A 16,875-nucleotide genomic window follows, 5' to 3' on the forward strand; every position below is an offset into this window, starting at 1 on the left:
AGGACGGAGATTTTCATGACGACAACCCAACGACTCACGCTCTCGCAAGCTCTGGTCAAGCATCTCGCCGCCCTCAAGGTGGAAATGCATGACGGCAGCATCCAGCCCTACTGCGGCGGGGTGTTCACCATCTTCGGGCACGGCAATGTGGCCGGTTTCGGCGAAGCCTTGTGGGCCGAGCGCCAGGCGCTGCCCACCTACCGCGCCCATAACGAGCAGGGCATGGCCCATGCCGCCATCGCCTATAGCAAAGCGCACATGCGCCAGCGCGTCATGGCAGTCAGCACCAGCATTGGCCCCGGCGCCACCAACCTGGTCACCGCTGCCGCCGTAGCGCATGTGAACCGCCTGCCCGTGCTGCTGCTGCCCGGCGACACCTTTGCCTCCCGCGCGCCGGATCCGGTGCTGCAGCAGGTCGAGAGTTTTCAGCAAGGTGACCTGAGTGCCAACGATTGCTTCCGTCCCGTCACGCGTTTCTTTGACCGCATCACGCGGCCGGAGCAAATCCTTACCGCCTTGCCGCGCGCTATTCAGATCATGACGGACCCCGCCGCTTGCGGTCCGGTGTGCCTGGCGCTGCCGCAGGACATCCAGACCCATGCGTTTGATTGCCCCGAGAGCTTCTTGCACCCCGAGCTGATCCAGTTCCGCCGCCCGCCACCCGATGCCCGCGAACTGCAAAAGGCCGTCGCTTTGCTGAAGACGGCCAAGCAGCCCCTCATCGTGGCCGGTGGCGGTGTCCTCTATAGCCACGCGGGTGACACGCTGCGTGCGTTTGCCGAAGCGCATGGTGTTCCCGTGGTCGAATCGCACGGCGGCAAGAGCAGCTTGGCGTGGGACCACCCCCTGAATCTCGGCGCCATCGGCGTGGATGGTGCGCCCAATGCCAATGTGCTGGCCCGCGAGGCCGATGTCGTGTTTGCCGTGGGCACCCGCCTGCAAGACTTCACTACCGGCTCGCACGCCCTGTTTGCCAACGCCAGGTTGCTCAGCCTCAACGTGCAAAGTTTTGACGCCAGCAAGTGGAGCGGCACCGCCTTGGTGGCCGATGCGCTGGTGGGTCTGCAAGCTTTGAGCGCAGCGCTGGGCACATGGGCGGCAGACGGCGCCTGGACAGCGCGCGCGAAACATGAAGCAGCCGCGTGGAACGCGCGGGTCACCGAGCTCACCACCGCCGCACCCAAGCCCGGCGTGTTGCCGTACGACGCCGAAGTGATTGGCGCTGTACGCGACTCGCTCAACGATGGAGGTGGCGACAGCGGTGTGCACGACGTGGCCATTTGCGCTGCCGGCACCCTGCCTGCCGAGCTGCACAAGCTCTGGCGCGCCAGCCGGCCTGGCAACTACCACATGGAATACGGCTATTCCTGCATGGGCTACGAGATTGCGGGTGGCCTGGGCGTCAAGCTGGCCCGGCCTGAGCAAGAGGTCATCGTACTGGTGGGCGATGGCTCTTACATGATGATGAATTCCGAGCTGGCCACCTCCGTCATGCTGGGCAAAAAGATCATTGTCGTGGTGCTGGACAACCGCGGTTACGGCTGCATCCAGCGCCTGCAAACCGCGTCGGGCAGCCCGGCCTTCAACAACCTGCTGGACGACTGCATTGGCGAGGGCGGCGAGGCCAGCAGCATCGACTTTGCGCTCCACGCCCGCAGCATGGGTGCAGACTCCGTGCATGTGGCCAACGTGGCCGAGCTCAAGGCCGCCATGGTCAAAGCCCGCGCTGCCACACGCAGCCAGGTACTGGTGATCGACACCACCCACACCCGCACCACCGAGGGCGGCTGTTGGTGGGAGGTGGCGATTCCCGAAGTGTCCGCGCGAAGCGAGGTGCTGGACGCCCACGCCCGCTATGTCGCCGGCAAGCAAGAACAACGTGTTTGATTTTTAGATTCAGAAAGAAGCATTGATATGACCTGGAACGTCCGCATCGGCATCAACCCCATCTCCTGGTTCAACGACGACATGCCCTCCCTGGGCGGCGAAACTCCGTTGGAAACCGCGCTGCGCGAAGGCAACGAAATCGGCTATGTCGGTTTTGAGCTCGGCAACAAGTTTCCCAAAGATGGCCCCTCTCTCAAAGCCAAGCTTGATGAGTACGGCCTGGCCTGCGTGTCCGGCTGGTACTCCGGTTTTCTGGCCGAAGTAGCACCCGGCCAGAGCAATGCCGACGCCGTAGCCGCCGAGATCGAGCGCTGCAAGGCCCACATGAGCAAGCTGCAATACAACGGCGTGAACGTGGTGGTGTATGGCGAGTGCGCAGGCACCGTGCAAGGCCAGATGGACACACCCGTCAACAAGCGCCCCCAGTTCGCAAGCGAAGCCCTCTGGCAAGGCTATGCCGAGCGCCTGAACGCATTCGGCGAGCACCTCATCCAGACCTACGGCATCAAGTTGGCCTACCACCACCACATGGGTGCCTATGTGGAGTCCCCGGCTGACATCGACAAGCTGATGACGCTCACTGACCCCGCCAAGGTCTTCCTGCTGTACGACACCGGCCACGCCTACTTTGGCGGCGCGACCGACCCGGTGGCCTTGCTCAAAAAGCACGTCAAGCGCGTAGTGCATGTGCACTGCAAAGACGTGCGTACCCCCGTGATTGCCCAGGCCCGCAACGATGGCTGGAGCTTTTTGCACGGCGTGCTCAACGGCACCTTCACCGTGCCCGGCGACGGCACCATCGACTATGCCGCTGCCCTCAAGGTGCTGCGCGACGCCGGTTATGAAGGCTGGCTGGTGGTCGAAGCCGAGCAAGACCCGTCCGTCGCCCCCAGCTACCAGTACGCCAAGAAGGGCTTTGACACCCTCAGCGCTCTGGTCAAAAGCATCGCCTGATTTGCAAAGGACATCACCATGGTCAGCCCCCTCTTAGCCAAGGCCGCGCCTACGGGTCGCGAGATTGTCAACGTTACTCCCGAGCGTGCGGGCTGGACGCACGTGGGCTTCCGCGCCGTGCGCCTCGAAGCTGGCGCTACAGAAATCGTAGCTACCGGCGCACGTGAGCTGTGCGTGGTGGTACTCACAGGCTCTGTGGATGTGACGGTGGATGGCACCACCTATGCCAACCTCGGCACCCGCGATAGCGTGTTTGACGAAAAGTCGCCCGCCGCCGTGTACGTGCCCGCCGGCAAGTCGATCACGCTGCGCGGTGTACGCAATGCGGAAGTCGGTCTTTGCACTGCACCCACCGACACACAAGAACGTAGCGTGCGCGTGATCGACCCTGCCACCATGCGCCGCAGCGTGCGCGGCAAAGGCACCAATACCCGCTATGTGTGCGACATCCTGCCGCACGACGACCCCACCGCCGCCCACTTGCTGGTGGTCGAGGTGATGACCCCCGCCAGCCACAGCAGCAGCTACCCGCCCCACAAACACGACGTGGAGCAGCCACCGGTCGAGACGCTGCTGGAAGAGACCTACTACCACCGCCTCAACCCGCCGCAGGGCTTTGCCTTTCAGCGCGTGTACACCGACGACCGCAGCATCGATGAAGCCTGCGCCGTCGAGAACCACGACGTCGTCATGGTGCCCAAGGGCTACCACCCGGTGGTCGCACCCCACGGCTATGACTCGTATTACCTGAACGTGATGGCGGGCCCCAACCGCTTCTGGGTCTTTAAGAACGACCCCGCCCACGAATGGATGCTGGCACCAGCTGTCGGTACCTGACCCCCTTAAAGAAACACATTCCATGTCCCAAGTTACTGCCATTTCCCACTACATCCATGGCCAGGTCACCCCCGGCATCAGCGGCCGCGCCCAGGATGTCTTCAACCCCGCCACCGGCCAGGTCACCGGCTCGGTAGCGCTTGCCAACGGGGCAGAGGTCAACGCCGCGGTGGCTGCAGCGCAGGCGGCCTTCCCGGCCTGGGCGGACACACCACCCATCCGCCGCGCGCGCATCATGTTCAACTTCCTGCAGTTGTTGAACGAGCACAAAGACGCCTTGGCCCGGATGATCACCGCCGAGCACGGCAAGGGGTTTACCGATGCGCAAGGCGAGGTGTCCCGCGGTATCGACATCGTCGAATTCGCGTGCGGCATTCCGCAGCTGCTCAAGGGCGACTTCACCGACCAGGTCTCCACCGGCATCGACAACTGGACCCTGCGCCAGCCGCTGGGCGTGGTGGCCGGCATCACGCCGTTCAACTTCCCGGTCATGGTGCCGGCATGGATGTTCCCGGTGGCCATTGCTGCGGGCAACACCTTTGTGCTCAAGCCCAGTCCGATTGACCCGTCCCCAAGCCTCTACATTGCCGATTTGCTGAAAAAAGCCGGCCTGCCCGATGGCGTGTTCAACGTCGTGCAGGGCGACAAAGAAGCGGTGGACGCACTTCTGGTGCACCCCGATGTGAAGGCTGTAAGCTTTGTGGGCTCCACCCCCATTGCCAACTACATCTACGAGACCGGTGCCCACCACGGCAAGCGCGTGCAGGCCCTGGGTGGCGCCAAGAACCACATGGTGGTCATGCCCGATGCGGATGTGGACCAGGTAGTGGACGCCCTCATCGGCGCAGGCTACGGCTCCGCCGGCGAGCGCTGCATGGCCATTAGTGTGGCGGTGTTGGTGGGCGATGTGGCGGACAAGGTCATCCCCAAATTGCTGGAGCGCACCAAGACGCTTAAGGTGCTCAACGGCACCAACCTCGCTGCTGAGATGGGCCCCATCGTCACCCAGGCCGCGCACAAGCGCATCAGCGGCTACATCGACCTCGGTGTGCAAGAAGGCGCCACGCTGCTGGCCGATGGCCGTGGCTTTGACGGCAATCAAGCGGGTGAAGGCTGTGGCGATGGCTTCTGGCTCGGCGGCACGCTGTTTGACCACGTGACCCCCGAGATGCGCATCTACAAGGAAGAAATCTTTGGCCCCGTGCTCGCCTGCGTGCGCGTGCCCGACTTTGCCAAGGCACTGCAGCTCATCAACGACCACGAATTCGGCAACGGCGTGGCCTGCTTCACCCGCGACGGCAATGTTGCGCGTGAGTTCAGCCGCCGCGTGCAAGTAGGCATGGTGGGCATCAACGTGCCGATTCCGGTGCCCATGGCCTGGCACGGCTTTGGGGGCTGGAAGAAGAGCCTGTTTGGCGACATGCACGCCTACGGCGAAGAGGGCGTGCGCTTCTACACCAAGCAAAAGTCCATCATGCAGCGCTGGCCCGAGAGCATTGGCAAGGGGGCCGAGTTTGTAATGCCCACAGCCAAATAACTGCCAGTCAAGTAGTTACAAGCCAAATCGTGCTCTGGCGCCCATGGAGTGCGCGCGAGCAGCTTCTGTTTTGATAGCAAAAAGGCGACTCAGCGGAGTCGCCTTTTTTATTTGCGCTTCTTGTCCACGCACGCCGCGCGCAAAAACTGGCCGGCTACAAAGATGTCGCGCTCTACCGCGCGGCGCACGGCGGCGCTGTCGCGCTGGGCGAGGGCTCGCACCAGATCGTCGTGGGCGTCGTTGAGCACGGCGCTCGCATCCGGGGTGTCAAACAGGCGGTTGGAGATGGGGCCGGCGCGCAGCCACAAGGTATCTATCAGCTGAAACAGCAGGGGTGAGCCGGCAGCCTTGTAGAGCATCACATGGAAGTCATCGTTGATGTCCAGGTAGCGCTTGGCTTCACCCGCTTGCAAGGCGGCGGCCATGTCGGCGCTCCAGCCTTGCAGGGTGGCAATTTGCGCCGCATCCAGCCGCAGACAACCCCGCTCCGCGGCTTCGCCTTCCAGCAGCAGGCGCATCTGCATCAGGTCGTCAAACTCGGGCAGCGAGAGGCGGGGCACGGTCACTCCGGCGTTGGGCACATTGATGAGCGCTCCCTCGGCGGCCAGGCGCTGCAAGGCCGCGCGCACCGGCATCTGGCCCACGCCCATGTCAGCCGCCACGTTGCGGATCTTGAGCCGCTCGCCGGGCAGAAAGCGGCCCGCCGTGATCCACTGGCGCAGCGTGGTGTACACGCGGTCCTGGTCGGTGCTGGTGCTTGTGCTACTCGTATCAGGGGTGGGTGCTTCGCTCATGGGGCGATAGTGTCCACCACAAACGCTTCCATAGCTGCCACCAAGCGGTCCACATCGTCTGCGGTGGTGTCGGGGCAGACCAGCATCATGTTGTGGAAGGGCGTGATCACCAGGCCCCGGTTCAGCAGGTAGAGGTGGATGTTCTGCTCCAGCGCCGGGTTCAAGATGCGGTCCGCCTCGCTGCCGTTGCGCGGCGGTGTGGGGGTGAATTGAAATTCGGTGCGCGCGCCCACTTGCGTCACGCACCAGCCCAAGTTGTGCCGCGCAATCATGGCGCGCAGGCCATCTGCCAAGCGGGTCGCCAGCGTGAACATGTGGGCATAGGCCGCGTCCGTCATCACCTCAGCGAGGTTGGCGCGCATGGCGGCCATGGTCAGCAAGTTCGCGGTGAGCGTGGTGCCTATGCCGCTGTGGCCGGGTGGCGCGTTGCGCTTGGCGGCCTCGGCGCGGGCTGCGGCCTCGGCGCTGAAGCCATACACCGCGCAGGGCACGCCACCGGCCACCGGCTTGCCCAGCACCAGCAGGTCAGGTTGCAAGCCGTGGGCGCGGGTGTAGCCGCCGGGGCCGGTGCTGATGGTGTGGGTTTCGTCGATCAGCAGCAGCGTGCCGTAGCGGCGGCACAGGGCCTGCGCAGCCTCCCAAAAGCCGGGCTCGGGTAGCACCATACCGATGTTGGTCATGGCCGGTTCGGCCAGCAGGCAGGCCACCTGGCCGTCGGCCAGTGCAGCTTCCAGCGCGGCCAGGTCGTTGAACTCCACGCTGCGCGTGGTGCGGGTGATGTCCACCACCTGGCCCAGCAGGCTGTCGCGGGTGCGGGGCTGGCCGTCCACCAGGTCTACAAACACATCGTCCACCGTGCCGTGGTAGCAGCCATTGAAGATCAGCACTTGCGTGCGTTGGGTCAGCGCCCGCGCCCAGCGGATGGCAAAGCGGTTGGCGTCCGATGCCGACAGCGCAAACTGCCACACCGGCAGCCCGAAGCGGTGGGCCAGCTCCTCGGCCACCCACACGCCGTCTTCACCGGGCAACATGGTAGTAATGCCTTGCGCCCCCTGCGCCGCAATGGCCCGGGCCACCGCGGGCGGGCTGTGGCCGAACATGGCGCCCGTGTCGCCCAGGCAAAAGTCCACATAGCGGTGGCCATCGGCGTCGGTGAGCCGCGCGCCTTGCGCGTGGGCCAGGTGCAGCGGGAAGGGCGTGGACCAGTCGCTCATCCAGTGCAGGGGCACACCAAACATCAGGTGCTTGGCCGCCCGTTGCGACAGGGCGTGGGACGTGGGGTTTGCAGCGGCGTAGGCGGCGCGCTCACGCTCGCGCACGGTGGCAAGGCGTTGCGGGTCGAGGTGGCGAAAGGCGGGTGTGTGGGTCTGTGTCATGGCGGTTCTCCGGTGCGTGCGGGGTCTAGACCAAGAGCAACAAATGCTCGCGCTCCCAAGAGCTGATCACGCGGTTGTAGGTGGCGTACTCCAGCTCTTTCACGGCGCAAAAGGCGTCCACAAAGCCGGCACCCAGCACCTCGCGCATGGGCGCGCAGCTGCGCATGGAGGCAATGGCGTCTTCCAAGTGGCGGGGCAGCTCGTGGCTCACGTTCCAGGCGCTGTCGGTGGTGGGGGCGCTGGGCGTCAGGCCCTGGGTCATGCCCAGGTAGCAGCAGGCCAGCGTGGCAGCCATGGCGAGGTAGGGGTTCACGTCCACGCCGGGTACCCGGTTTTCCACCCGGCGGTTGGCGGGGCTGGACTTGGGGATGCGGATGCCGCAGGTGCGGTTGTCATGCCCCCAGCGCACATTGATGGGCGCCGACATAAAGGGCGAGAGCCGCCGGTACGAATTCACATACGGCGCAAACATGGGCATGAGCTGCGGAATGTAGGCCTGCAGCCCCGCAATGCACTGCCCGAACAGCGGGCTGGCCGATCCATCGGGCAGGCTGAAGATGTTGTTGCCATCGGCATCCAGAATGCTCTGGTGGATGTGCATGGCGCTGCCCGGCTCCTGCTCCATGGGTTTGGCCATGAAGGTGGCAAAAATGCCGTGACGCAGTGCCGTCTCGCGCACCGTGCGCTTGAACAAAAACACCCGGTCCGCCAGCTCCAGCGCATTGCCGTGGCTGAAGTTGATCTCCATCTGGCCGGGGCCGGCCTCGTGGATCAGCGTCTCTACACCCAGGTTGTGCTGCTGGCAAAAGCTCGACAGTTCCATGAAGAAGGGGTCGAAGTCGTTGACCGCGTCAATCGAATAACTCTGCCGCCCCGCCTCGGGCTTGCCGGTGCGGCCCAGGGGCGGCTGCAAAGGCTCGTGCGGGTTTTGCTGGCGGGCCACCAGATAAAACTCCATCTCGGGCGCCACCACCGGCGTCCAGCCACGCTCGTCAAACAGCTTGAGCACCCGGCGCAGCACGCCACGTGGCGAGATTTGCACCGGGCTGCCGTCCCACTCCTGGCAGTCGTGGATCACCACCGCCACCGGCTCGGCCGCCCAGGGCACCACGCGGGCGGTGCTCACATCGGGCAGGCACACCATGTCGGGGTCGGTGTCGCCCACATAGGGGCCGTTGTCCGGCTGCTGGCCATTCACTGTGTTGAGCAGCACGCTTTTGGGAATGCGCATTTCCCCCGCCGCCAGAAACAGGTCGCGCGGCAGGATCTTGCCGCGCGCGATGCCCGTCATGTCGGGGATGACGCACTCCACCTCGTGGATGCGGTGCTGGGTCAAAAAAGCTTCAATGGCGCTGGAAGTAGACATGCGAAAGGCTGGGAGTGGAGATGGCCAAATTCTAGTGCGCCAAAGTCAATTTGTGATCACAAATAGTAGAATCGTCCGAAATTTATATTTAAATCGATCATCTGTGATCGAAAAATTCAAGAGCTAGCCCGTTTTTTGAACCGGCTAGACTCCCACCCCTGCCTTCGGTTTCGTTCCATGTCCAGCACCAACCCCACCCAGAGCGCCTACGACTGGCACACCATCACCGCGCTCAACATCGTGTCTACCCTGGCCCAGATCGGGCAGTTCGGCATCATCTTTGTCATCGTGCCGGTGTGGCTGGCGCTTCAGGGCCTGAGTGCTGCGCAGTTGGGCTTTTTTGCGGCTTCGTTGTGGATGGGCCAAATGCCCGGCTTGGGCCTGGCGCCTTGGCTGTGCCGCCATTGGGGTGCGCGCACGGTGGTGGTGGTCGGGCTGGGCGGCTCGGTAATGGCGTTGCTGGGCATTGCATGGGTGCCTATGGCGTCTTTGCCATGGCCTGCGTACTTGGCTTGCGGCCTGCTGGCCGGCTTGGGCATGGGCCTGCGCTGGGTGGGGCTGGAGCCCTGGCTTTACAACATTGCCCCCGCTCATGCGCGTGGGCGGCTGGTGGGTTTTCATGAAACGCTGATTGCCGCCGCCCCCGTGGTGGCCCCGGCCATTGCCGCTTGGGTGGGCGTGCAGGGCCACACCATTTTGTGGCTGGGCGTGGGCTTTACGGTGTCAGCACTGGTGCCGTTGGCATTTGCCCGCACACCGCCCGTGGAGGAGGCACACCACGTCAACAGTTGGCGCCAGTCCGCCCAAGCGGCGTGGCCGCACCTCATCTTCCGGCAGGGGCTGCTGATCGCGCTGTGCGGCGGCATGCTGGAGTCGGCGCTGGCCGGCTTGTTTGCCGTGTTCGCGGGCGACCGCGGGTTTGAGGCCGAAGGCATCGCCCACTTGCTTACCGCTTTCGGGCTGGGTGGCCTGCTGCTGCAATACCCCGTAGGCTGGATGGCCGACCACTGGGGCCTGCGCGCCGCCGGCGCACTGGCTGCGATGGGCACCGCCTTGGCTGCTGCATTGTTGGCTTGCGTGCCCGGTGTGCCGGTGGCGTTTGCCACCATGTTTGTGCTGGGCGGGCTGATCACCGCCTTCCTCACCCTGGCACTCATTGCCGCCACCAAGACCCCCACACCCGACATGGCCTGGAACGTCAGCAGCCTCTCCATGGCCTATTCGCTCAGCGCAGTTGTCGGCCCGGTGGTAGCTGGCGGCGCCATGACTGCGACCAGCAGCATGGCGTTGATGTGGTTTGCGACGGGAGTAGGTGTAGTGATGGTGGGTTTGCTATTGAAAAGATAGCTGGTCGCGCATTTTCTATGCGCGCTGGAGTCGGATTTGATGCTTGCTTTCGACTCAAAGCGGTCTTCCTCGCTGATCAAATTCTTGCTTAGGTCGGAAATCTAATCTGGTTCGAGGGTTGCTCGTGTATTCAGGTCGTCTCCTTGGAGGATTTCAACCTTATTCGAGGGCAAGATCTGAATACCCCAAATGGTGCATCAGTTCGCGCACAAAAATCAACGCCGCGAGAGCTAGGGGATCAATTTCCAAAATCGGGGCTGTAGGCAGACGCTGAGCGGGCATCGCGATGTCTTGATAGCGCCGTTCGACTTGGGCAAGAGATAGTTGGGCGGGCATGTGAGTAGGCGAAAGTGCCTCGTACAGCGGGCCTGCTTTGGCCACTAAAGTGCCGCGGGGCATTTTCCTCAAACCGCTAGCCACGATGGCATCTTCCACCATATTGATCGCGGTCTCCAATTGGGATGCGTAAGGTGGGCTTTGGCGAAACACCGCTTGAGCAATTTGGTCGGGGCCAAGCGGAATAACGCAGGACTCTGAGCCCTGCGTCGTAACTTGGGATTGCCCAGTCGACAGCGTTAGCAAGCTTTGAGTTGGCATACTGGAAAAACTTTATACAGATGCCTTAGCGCGAACTGCCAACGCGAGAAACTTCTCGCATAGCTGCGCCAATTGCTGTTGGCGCTTCGGATCCTTGAGTTGACCATCTGTATCAAAAGCGTTGGTTGCCAAGCCCAGGCCAAACATTTCCGGGAACACAAATGCGCCCAGTGCCTCAAAAGGTACACGGCTGTGCCACAAGCTACGAATCGACCCCAACACACCGGGCGATGCACCTGTCATCAAGACCGGCTTGCCAATGAGCGGGTGAGGACTTAAGCGCGACACCCAGTCGAGCGCATTCTTCAAGCTACCCGGGATGCTGCCGTTGTACTCCGGAGTACAAATGATGACGGCGTCGGCCTTCTGTACGTGATCCGCTAGGTCGCGCGCCGCTGCCGGCACGCCATTCTCCATCTCCAAATCGCCGTCATACATGGGCATGGTGAAAGATTTGAAGTCGGGGCGTTCAATGTCCGCAAACCCTCGGGCACGCAGCAGCAGCTCAATGCTGTGCGCCAAACGCTTGTTGACCGATTGCCGCTGTGCGGACGCCGCCAGAATCAAAATTATCATGTCTCTACTCCATCTTTGGGCAAGGCCAGATGTCTCGCACCAAACTGCAAAAACGGTTCGTCGTCGACCTTTGCTTAGGCCAACGACGAACCGACTAAACGATGCTGATTAGGGTGCCTCGAAAACCAAGAAGCCCAGCTTGTCTTCCCAGACACGATCGCGCTCCAGACTCTGTGCCATTTTTCCGCACAGGTTGTACCAGCCAAATCCATCTTTCAACAGTGGGCTGCCGTTCGGGAACAGTGCTTTGTTGTTCATTTGCGCACTCAGATCAAACGGATCAAAGCCGGCGGGTATCGCCTCTCGATTAACGTTTGTAATGTTGGTGCAAACATGTTGCTTGTTGTAGTTCTGAACGTGGGTGACGGTGTCGCCCTTTTTGGGCTCCTTCCAATGCACTTCAAAGACGTTGCAGCTCACTTCTCGTGCTTGGTACTCAATCTTTTCACCGAAAGCTGGGCCTTGGGTGTATGGGGCTGGGTACGCTGCATTTTTGACGTAGGCAACTTCTGGCTTGGCCTGCCTCGGGTAGGAGAATGTCATGAAACCTTTGGTGATCGGCCCCATGAAGCCATCCGGCTTGACCTGTTCGAAGTTGTGGAACTTCAAGCGAAAGCGAAATGGGGAGCTTTCGTCATTTCCACGGAAGTCCACAATGTTGACCTTGCCATTGCCCACCCAAGACTCATAGCTCTTGCAGGATCCGTTGTTTTTCGATGATCCGGTGCCCGCAATCGCCGACGTTGTGAATGTAAACAGCAAGGCAATTGCTGCGGTGAACGCCATTGCGCCGCGCCTTATGCGGATTGATCTGATTTGATTCAATTGATTTCTCCAGATGTTGGTGGGTTGAATAAAGCCTTGTTGCTTTCACGAACAAAAGCCAAATTTGCCATTGGTGTTTTTCCATTCCGACTGCGGTGGAATGGTCTCAATGACATCCCAGTGCTCAACGATCTTTCCGCCAGCGACGCGGAAAAGGTCATAGAACGCAGAGTGCTTGCCAGCAAACTCCCCTTCGCTAACCGTCAGTACAAAATTGCCTTCACCCAAGACCTTGTGAACGCGGTCGTAGCGCATGGTGATACCTGCCTTTGCCATGGCAGCCAGCGCGTTGGACAATCCATCCAGGCCATCTGCAATGGCGGGGTTGTGTTGGGTGTAATTGGCCGAATCAATGTAGGCGGGCAATTTCTCAAACTTGCCTCCCAAAAGAATGTCTGACACAAAAGCGTTCACCAAGGACTTGTTCGCCGCAGTTTTGTCAATGTCCACGACTGTGGTGGGACCATCCAGCATGGTATGGCCGCTGGGATTTGGCCCTGCTGGCTTTTCTTGCAAATTGTCCCAATGCTCAACGACCTTGCCGTCCTCGAAGCGAAAGATGTCAAAACCAACTTTGGGGCCAAAGAAGTTGTAATCCGAATGAGCAACCACGCAATTGCCATCTTGGAATACACGCACCGTGTTGACCTTTGCAGAGCCTTTTGGCAGGGCCTGCAGTACCGCACCTAGACCAGCAAGGCCATCGCCAACTGCCAGATTGTGTTGGATGTATTTGTGAGGGTTGACGCTTGCCACCGGCGCAGGGTCGCCGGTTTCAATGCTTTTCAGTAGGGCTATGATTTGATTTTTCTCGGTGGTCATTTTTGCTTTCTCTGTTGACTCCGCCAATGCGGCAATGGGTGCGATGGAAGTGATGGAAATGGCGAGTGCCACGAGTCGAATTGCGAAATTCATGAGTGAAGTACCCTTCTTTGTCGCGATCAAGTGTATTTTTCATAGCAATCTGGCGAAAGGTAGAAACGAGCTATCTGATGGTAGAAATGAAGCAAACTGTCATCTCTGCCAACAACTGAAGTGATCCGGATTGAACAATGTGATTTCAAAGATCGGATTTGAGAATCCGCGCCTTCGCGGTGTCGGAATTGACGTGTTGACACTTCACGAGATACGTCAGCGGGCACCCAAAACTTTGATTGCGCCGCAGCGGGTTGGGTTTTGTTTCCTGATGTTGATCCAAGAGGGAACGTGCCGCCACACCATAGACTTTGTCGACTACGACTTACGACCGGGTTCCGTTGTGTTTTTGCGGCCTGGGCAAGTTCAGCAATGGCATATGCACGATGAAATGCAGGGCTTGGTCGTTTTGGTGGCAGACCAAAACATGATGCCCTCCAATGGCCGCCTGGAGCAGAGCCTGAACTTACTGTCGCTGGATCAATGGCCTGCAGCAGTCACGCTAAGCATGGGACTCTTCTTGCAGGCATACAGCGATGCAATTCGCCTGCGAAACGAGATACTCAACTTCAATGATTCGGATCGTGAGACTGCCATCATCTGGCATGCGATGCTTGCCTTGCTGCTTCGCTTGGCACGGGAGCTCAGGGTGGGTGATGTGTCTGAACAAGCGAAGCCGGACGCTGACATATTCAGGATGTTTTCGCAAGCGCTCGAGAACAGTTTCAACAAGCGGCTGACGGTGCTGGACTACGCCAGGAAGTTAGGCTACGCACAAAGCACCCTTTCGCGCGCCTGCGTTGCAACAGTACAAATGACAGCCAAAGAAGTCATTGATCAACGCGTGGTCCTGGAAGCCAAGCGCTTGCTGGTTCACAGCAATGCCACCTCAGCGCAGATTGGCTACCAATTGGGTTTTCCCGAGCCAAGTAACTTTGTGAAGTTCTTCCGCCGCATGACAGGCACCACGCCACTTGTGTATAAAAAAAAGCAACACATCGAGACCTTCCAGCAGCATGCTAGTCCGTAAGCACTGTGGAAACGGCCCTTGTACATTTAAAGGCGCACGGTGACGGGTACTATGCAAGGAGGTGACGAATGAATGGTTGCTGATTTGCAGCTAACCAACAGGCTTTCGTGCAAATTTCATGTGCACCGCGACTTGTTTAAAGTCAAGCAGTGCCGATTCTGTTTAAGCCCGCTGGTCCTTGCGATTCGTTTTTAACCGAAAGCCTACGGGCAGCAGTTGCCAGCCAAATTTCTTGTCGATAGAGCCCCAAATGCCCCGCGGAAAGAACAGCGCAAATAGCACGGCAACTACACCCAGGCCGATCAGGTAGATGACGCCAGTACCGCCGAACATGGTTTCGATGGTGAAAAACAAGACAGCTCCGAGAATGGGCCCTTCGTAGGTGCCAATGCCGCCCACGAGGACCATGAACAACATGTAGGCAGTCCATTGCACGCTGAAATAGGTTTTGGGCTGAAACGTAACTGAAGTTGCCAGCCACAGTGCACCAGCCGCAGCACAGCCGAAGGCAGACAGCACAAAAATCAAACGCTTGGTTTTCATGACTTGCACGCCGACGGAGGCTGCCGCCTCTTCGTTGTCGCGGATCGCTTGCAAGGCCGAGCCCGTCTTGCTGCGCAGCATGAAGAAGACCAGCCACGCCAAGCCAATCATGGTGCCCAATGCGAATAGGTAGTTGGCAAGCCTTCGCTCATCGGCCGCATAGTTTTGCAGCGAAATCAATGATGTGCCGGTTTCTCCTTGGATCAGTGTGTCCAAATTCACCAGCAAATGCGAGAGTGCAGCAATGACCCACATGCCAATGGCAAACTCACCTCCCCGCAGGCGGAGCATGAAGGCGGAGATGGGCATCGACAGGAGGGCGACTGCAGTCGCCGCTAGGAATAGTGCGGGATAGGGGCTTACGCCTGCATCTGCAATTCGGACCGCGGCATATGCCCCCAAGCCAAAGAATGCCTGATGCCCTACGGACACTAGGCCTGCATAGCCTGCCAGGGCGTTCCACATCAGTGCCAGGATGCCGTAGATGAACAGGGTGGTGAGTCTGTCGACCGCGCCTGCGTCCAGCACTAGGGGCGCAATGGCCAAGGCAAGCTGCCCGAGAACCAGGAGTCCAACGGAGACACGGGACAGTGGTGTCCATCTTTCAACAGCCTTTAAAGCTGAACCCGAATGTAAACGGGTGTTGGTTGCTGGGTCGGTGGAGTGTATGGAGTTCATTGGGTTACTTTGATTTTTTGTAGAACTGCTTAAGGCTACTTCCAGCCAACATCATGCGTGCCAGCAGGACGACCAAGAACAGAACGTGCCCCGCAATAAGGAAGCCCTGTGTATGCATCTGGGCCCCTAGGCTTTGGGCGACACCGAGTGCGATTCCGCCCAAGAGGGTTCCCCAAAGAGACCCTGCGCCACCAATCATGACGGCTTCAAATGCGAAGATGAGTTGTGGCGGGCCTGCGTAAGGGTCTACTGTGGCTCGCATGGCCAAAAACACCCCGGCGACTGCGACGGTCATCATGGCGATTGCAGCGGCGATGGCATTCGCATTCTTTGCGTTGACCCCAGAAAGTTCCGCAGATGCCGGGTCGTCCGCAACGGCCCGAATGCGCCGGCCAAGTGCAGTGTGCTTTAGCATCAAGTGCAGACTTCCCAGCAGTCCGACGGAGACCACAAAGGTCAACAAGGACAAATGACCCAGGGTCACAGGTCCCAAGTCAATGCCGTCATAGGCCAGCGTGTCGATGTAATTTGCCAGGGAGCGGGTATCTGCACCGAAGATGCTGAACATCGAGTTATCCATCACGACGGCCAGACCAAATGTTGCCAGAATGGGGACCAGCTCACCGGCTTTGGCACTACGCTCAAGTACAAAATAGTGCAGTGCCCATCCCACGAGGCCCATGACGGGCACTGCAAGCATCAAGCCCATAAATGGATGGATCTCAAACCGGTCTGCCAGCACCCAAACACCATAAGCGGCTGCAACAGCCAAGCTACCGTGTGCTAGGTTGATGATGCGCATGACGCCGAACATGAACGACAGGCCGCATGCCAATAGTGCGTAGTAGCTTCCCAGCAATATGCCCTGCGACAGTTGGTTTATCCAGATCATGTGGTCTCCTTGGCTGGTCGGTGACCAAAGTAGTAACCCATCACTTCTTCGCGGGTAAGTTCATCCGTTCGTCCTCTAGCCACTATTTGACCCTCCAGCATGCAGGCAATGCGGTGAGCCACGCTAAACGTTCTCTGCAAATCTTGTTCAACCAGAATGACTGTGGTTTGGCCGGCCATGAGCGATTGCAGCGATTGGTAAACGCCTTGAACAGCAATCGGTGACAGCCCCAATGAAACCTCATCGAGCAACAGGACCTGCGGGTTGGTCATAAGCGCTCGTCCTATGGCAACCGACTGTTGCTGACCACCCGAAAGAGAGCTGGCCAAAGCACTGAGCTTGGGCTTGAGCTGAGGAAATGCATCGATGACAGTGTCAAAATTCCAGAATCCTGTCCTTTTGGCCGATAGTGCGACCCGTAGGTTGTCAGCGACGGTCATGCTGCCAAACAGACGGCGACCCTCAGGTACCAGTGCAATGCCAGCGGCAACACGTTGGTTGGCTGTCAGGTGGGTGATGTCCTGGCCTTCGAAAATCACCTTTCCCGCGGAGGCAGCGTGGATGCCTGCGATGGTCTTCAGGAAGGTTGTTTTGCCCGCACCATTAGCTCCCACGAGCGCCAGGCGCTCCCCAGGGGCGACGGTAAGGTCTATGCCTTTGACGGCTTTGAGCTGGCCATGGCACGCTTCGAGTGCATGGACTTGTAGCAAACTCATTCTTG

Annotated in this window: 16 protein-coding genes; 6 read left to right on the plus strand and 10 right to left on the minus strand. The window is 60.0% G+C overall.

Annotated elements, in window-relative coordinates; all coding sequences use genetic code 11:
- Window positions 1–15: 15 nt before the first annotated feature.
- Genes iolD through AEP_RS16685 form a run of 4 tightly spaced genes read left to right on the plus strand, consistent with a single transcriptional unit; the run spans window position 16 to window position 5,215 of the window.
- Window positions 16–1,887 (plus strand): 3D-(3,5/4)-trihydroxycyclohexane-1,2-dione acylhydrolase (decyclizing), encoded by a 1,872-nt coding sequence (gene iolD, locus AEP_RS16670; protein WP_087496427.1) that lies wholly within the window; start codon window positions 16–18, stop codon window positions 1,885–1,887.
- Window positions 1,888–1,914: 27 nt separating this feature from the next.
- Window positions 1,915–2,841 carry a myo-inosose-2 dehydratase gene (iolE, locus tag AEP_RS16675; RefSeq protein ID WP_087496428.1) on the plus strand — a complete coding sequence of 309 codons (927 nt, stop codon included), beginning with the start codon at window positions 1,915–1,917 and terminating at the stop codon, window positions 2,839–2,841.
- Window positions 2,842–2,859: 18 nt separating this feature from the next.
- Entirely contained in the window at window positions 2,860–3,678 is an 819-nt protein-coding gene (gene iolB, locus AEP_RS16680) for a 5-deoxy-glucuronate isomerase (protein WP_087496429.1), read from the plus strand.
- 22 nt (window positions 3,679–3,700) lie between these two features.
- Window positions 3,701–5,215 carry a CoA-acylating methylmalonate-semialdehyde dehydrogenase gene (locus AEP_RS16685; protein ID WP_087496430.1) on the plus strand — a complete coding sequence of 505 codons (1,515 nt, stop codon included), beginning with the start codon at window positions 3,701–3,703 and terminating at the stop codon, window positions 5,213–5,215.
- A gap of 107 nt (window positions 5,216–5,322) precedes the next feature.
- Here the strand turns inward: AEP_RS16685 and AEP_RS16690 are convergent, their stop codons facing one another.
- Genes AEP_RS16690 through AEP_RS16700 form a run of 3 tightly spaced genes read right to left on the minus strand, consistent with a single transcriptional unit; the run spans window position 5,323 to window position 8,751 of the window.
- Entirely contained in the window at window positions 5,323–6,009 is a 687-nt protein-coding gene (locus AEP_RS16690; protein ID WP_087496431.1) for a GntR family transcriptional regulator, read from the minus strand.
- Window positions 6,006–7,385 (minus strand): aspartate aminotransferase family protein, encoded by a 1,380-nt coding sequence (locus tag AEP_RS16695; protein WP_087496432.1) that lies wholly within the window; start codon window positions 7,383–7,385, stop codon window positions 6,006–6,008. The genes AEP_RS16690 and AEP_RS16695 overlap by 4 nt, the downstream gene beginning before the upstream one ends.
- A 25-nt stretch (window positions 7,386–7,410) precedes the next feature.
- Window positions 7,411–8,751 (minus strand): glutamine synthetase family protein, encoded by a 1,341-nt coding sequence (locus AEP_RS16700; RefSeq protein WP_087496433.1) that lies wholly within the window; start codon window positions 8,749–8,751, stop codon window positions 7,411–7,413.
- Window positions 8,752–8,928: 177 nt separating this feature from the next.
- Here AEP_RS16700 and AEP_RS16705 point away from each other — a divergent pair, with 177 nt between their 5' ends.
- A complete protein-coding gene (locus tag AEP_RS16705; RefSeq protein ID WP_087496434.1) occupies window positions 8,929–10,098 on the plus strand; it encodes an MFS transporter in 1,170 nt (389 codons plus the stop codon).
- Window positions 10,099–10,257: 159 nt separating this feature from the next.
- Here AEP_RS16705 and AEP_RS16710 read toward each other — a convergent pair whose 3' ends face one another.
- From AEP_RS16710 to AEP_RS16725, 4 genes are all read right to left on the minus strand, one after another.
- Window positions 10,258–10,536 carry a hypothetical protein gene (locus tag AEP_RS16710; protein WP_087496435.1) on the minus strand — a complete coding sequence of 93 codons (279 nt, stop codon included), beginning with the start codon at window positions 10,534–10,536 and terminating at the stop codon, window positions 10,258–10,260.
- Window positions 10,537–10,707: 171 nt separating this feature from the next.
- Window positions 10,708–11,271, minus strand: coding sequence for an NADPH-dependent FMN reductase (locus tag AEP_RS16715; protein WP_087496436.1), 564 nt, complete (start codon window positions 11,269–11,271; stop codon window positions 10,708–10,710).
- Between the two features lie 108 nt (window positions 11,272–11,379).
- A complete protein-coding gene (locus tag AEP_RS16720; protein ID WP_087496437.1) occupies window positions 11,380–12,057 on the minus strand; it encodes a MoaF-related domain-containing protein in 678 nt (225 codons plus the stop codon).
- An 84-nt stretch (window positions 12,058–12,141) separates the two neighbouring features.
- Window positions 12,142–12,990 carry a nuclear transport factor 2 family protein gene (locus AEP_RS16725; RefSeq protein WP_232459857.1) on the minus strand — a complete coding sequence of 283 codons (849 nt, stop codon included), beginning with the start codon at window positions 12,988–12,990 and terminating at the stop codon, window positions 12,142–12,144.
- Window positions 12,991–13,150: 160 nt separating this feature from the next.
- Here AEP_RS16725 and AEP_RS16730 point away from each other — a divergent pair, with 160 nt between their 5' ends.
- Window positions 13,151–14,041 carry an AraC family transcriptional regulator gene (locus tag AEP_RS16730; RefSeq protein ID WP_232460029.1) on the plus strand — a complete coding sequence of 297 codons (891 nt, stop codon included), beginning with the start codon at window positions 13,151–13,153 and terminating at the stop codon, window positions 14,039–14,041.
- Window positions 14,042–14,203: 162 nt separating this feature from the next.
- Here AEP_RS16730 and AEP_RS16735 read toward each other — a convergent pair whose 3' ends face one another.
- From AEP_RS16735 to AEP_RS16745, 3 genes are all read right to left on the minus strand, one after another.
- Window positions 14,204–15,130 (minus strand): branched-chain amino acid ABC transporter permease, encoded by a 927-nt coding sequence (locus AEP_RS16735; RefSeq protein ID WP_232459858.1) that lies wholly within the window; start codon window positions 15,128–15,130, stop codon window positions 14,204–14,206.
- Between the two features lie 136 nt (window positions 15,131–15,266).
- Window positions 15,267–16,154: a branched-chain amino acid ABC transporter permease gene (locus AEP_RS16740; protein ID WP_087496440.1), complete on the minus strand. Its 888-nt coding sequence runs from the start codon at window positions 16,152–16,154 to the stop codon at window positions 15,267–15,269.
- On the minus strand, window positions 16,151–16,870 hold the full coding sequence (locus tag AEP_RS16745) for an ABC transporter ATP-binding protein (RefSeq protein ID WP_087496441.1): 720 nt from the start codon (window positions 16,868–16,870) through the stop codon (window positions 16,151–16,153). Before AEP_RS16745 ends, AEP_RS16740 begins: the two co-directional genes overlap by 4 nt.
- Window positions 16,871–16,875 lie beyond the last annotated feature (5 nt).

It is taken from the genome of Curvibacter sp. AEP1-3 (assembly GCF_002163715.1).
Lineage (GTDB): Bacteria > Pseudomonadota > Gammaproteobacteria > Burkholderiales > Burkholderiaceae_C > Allorhodoferax.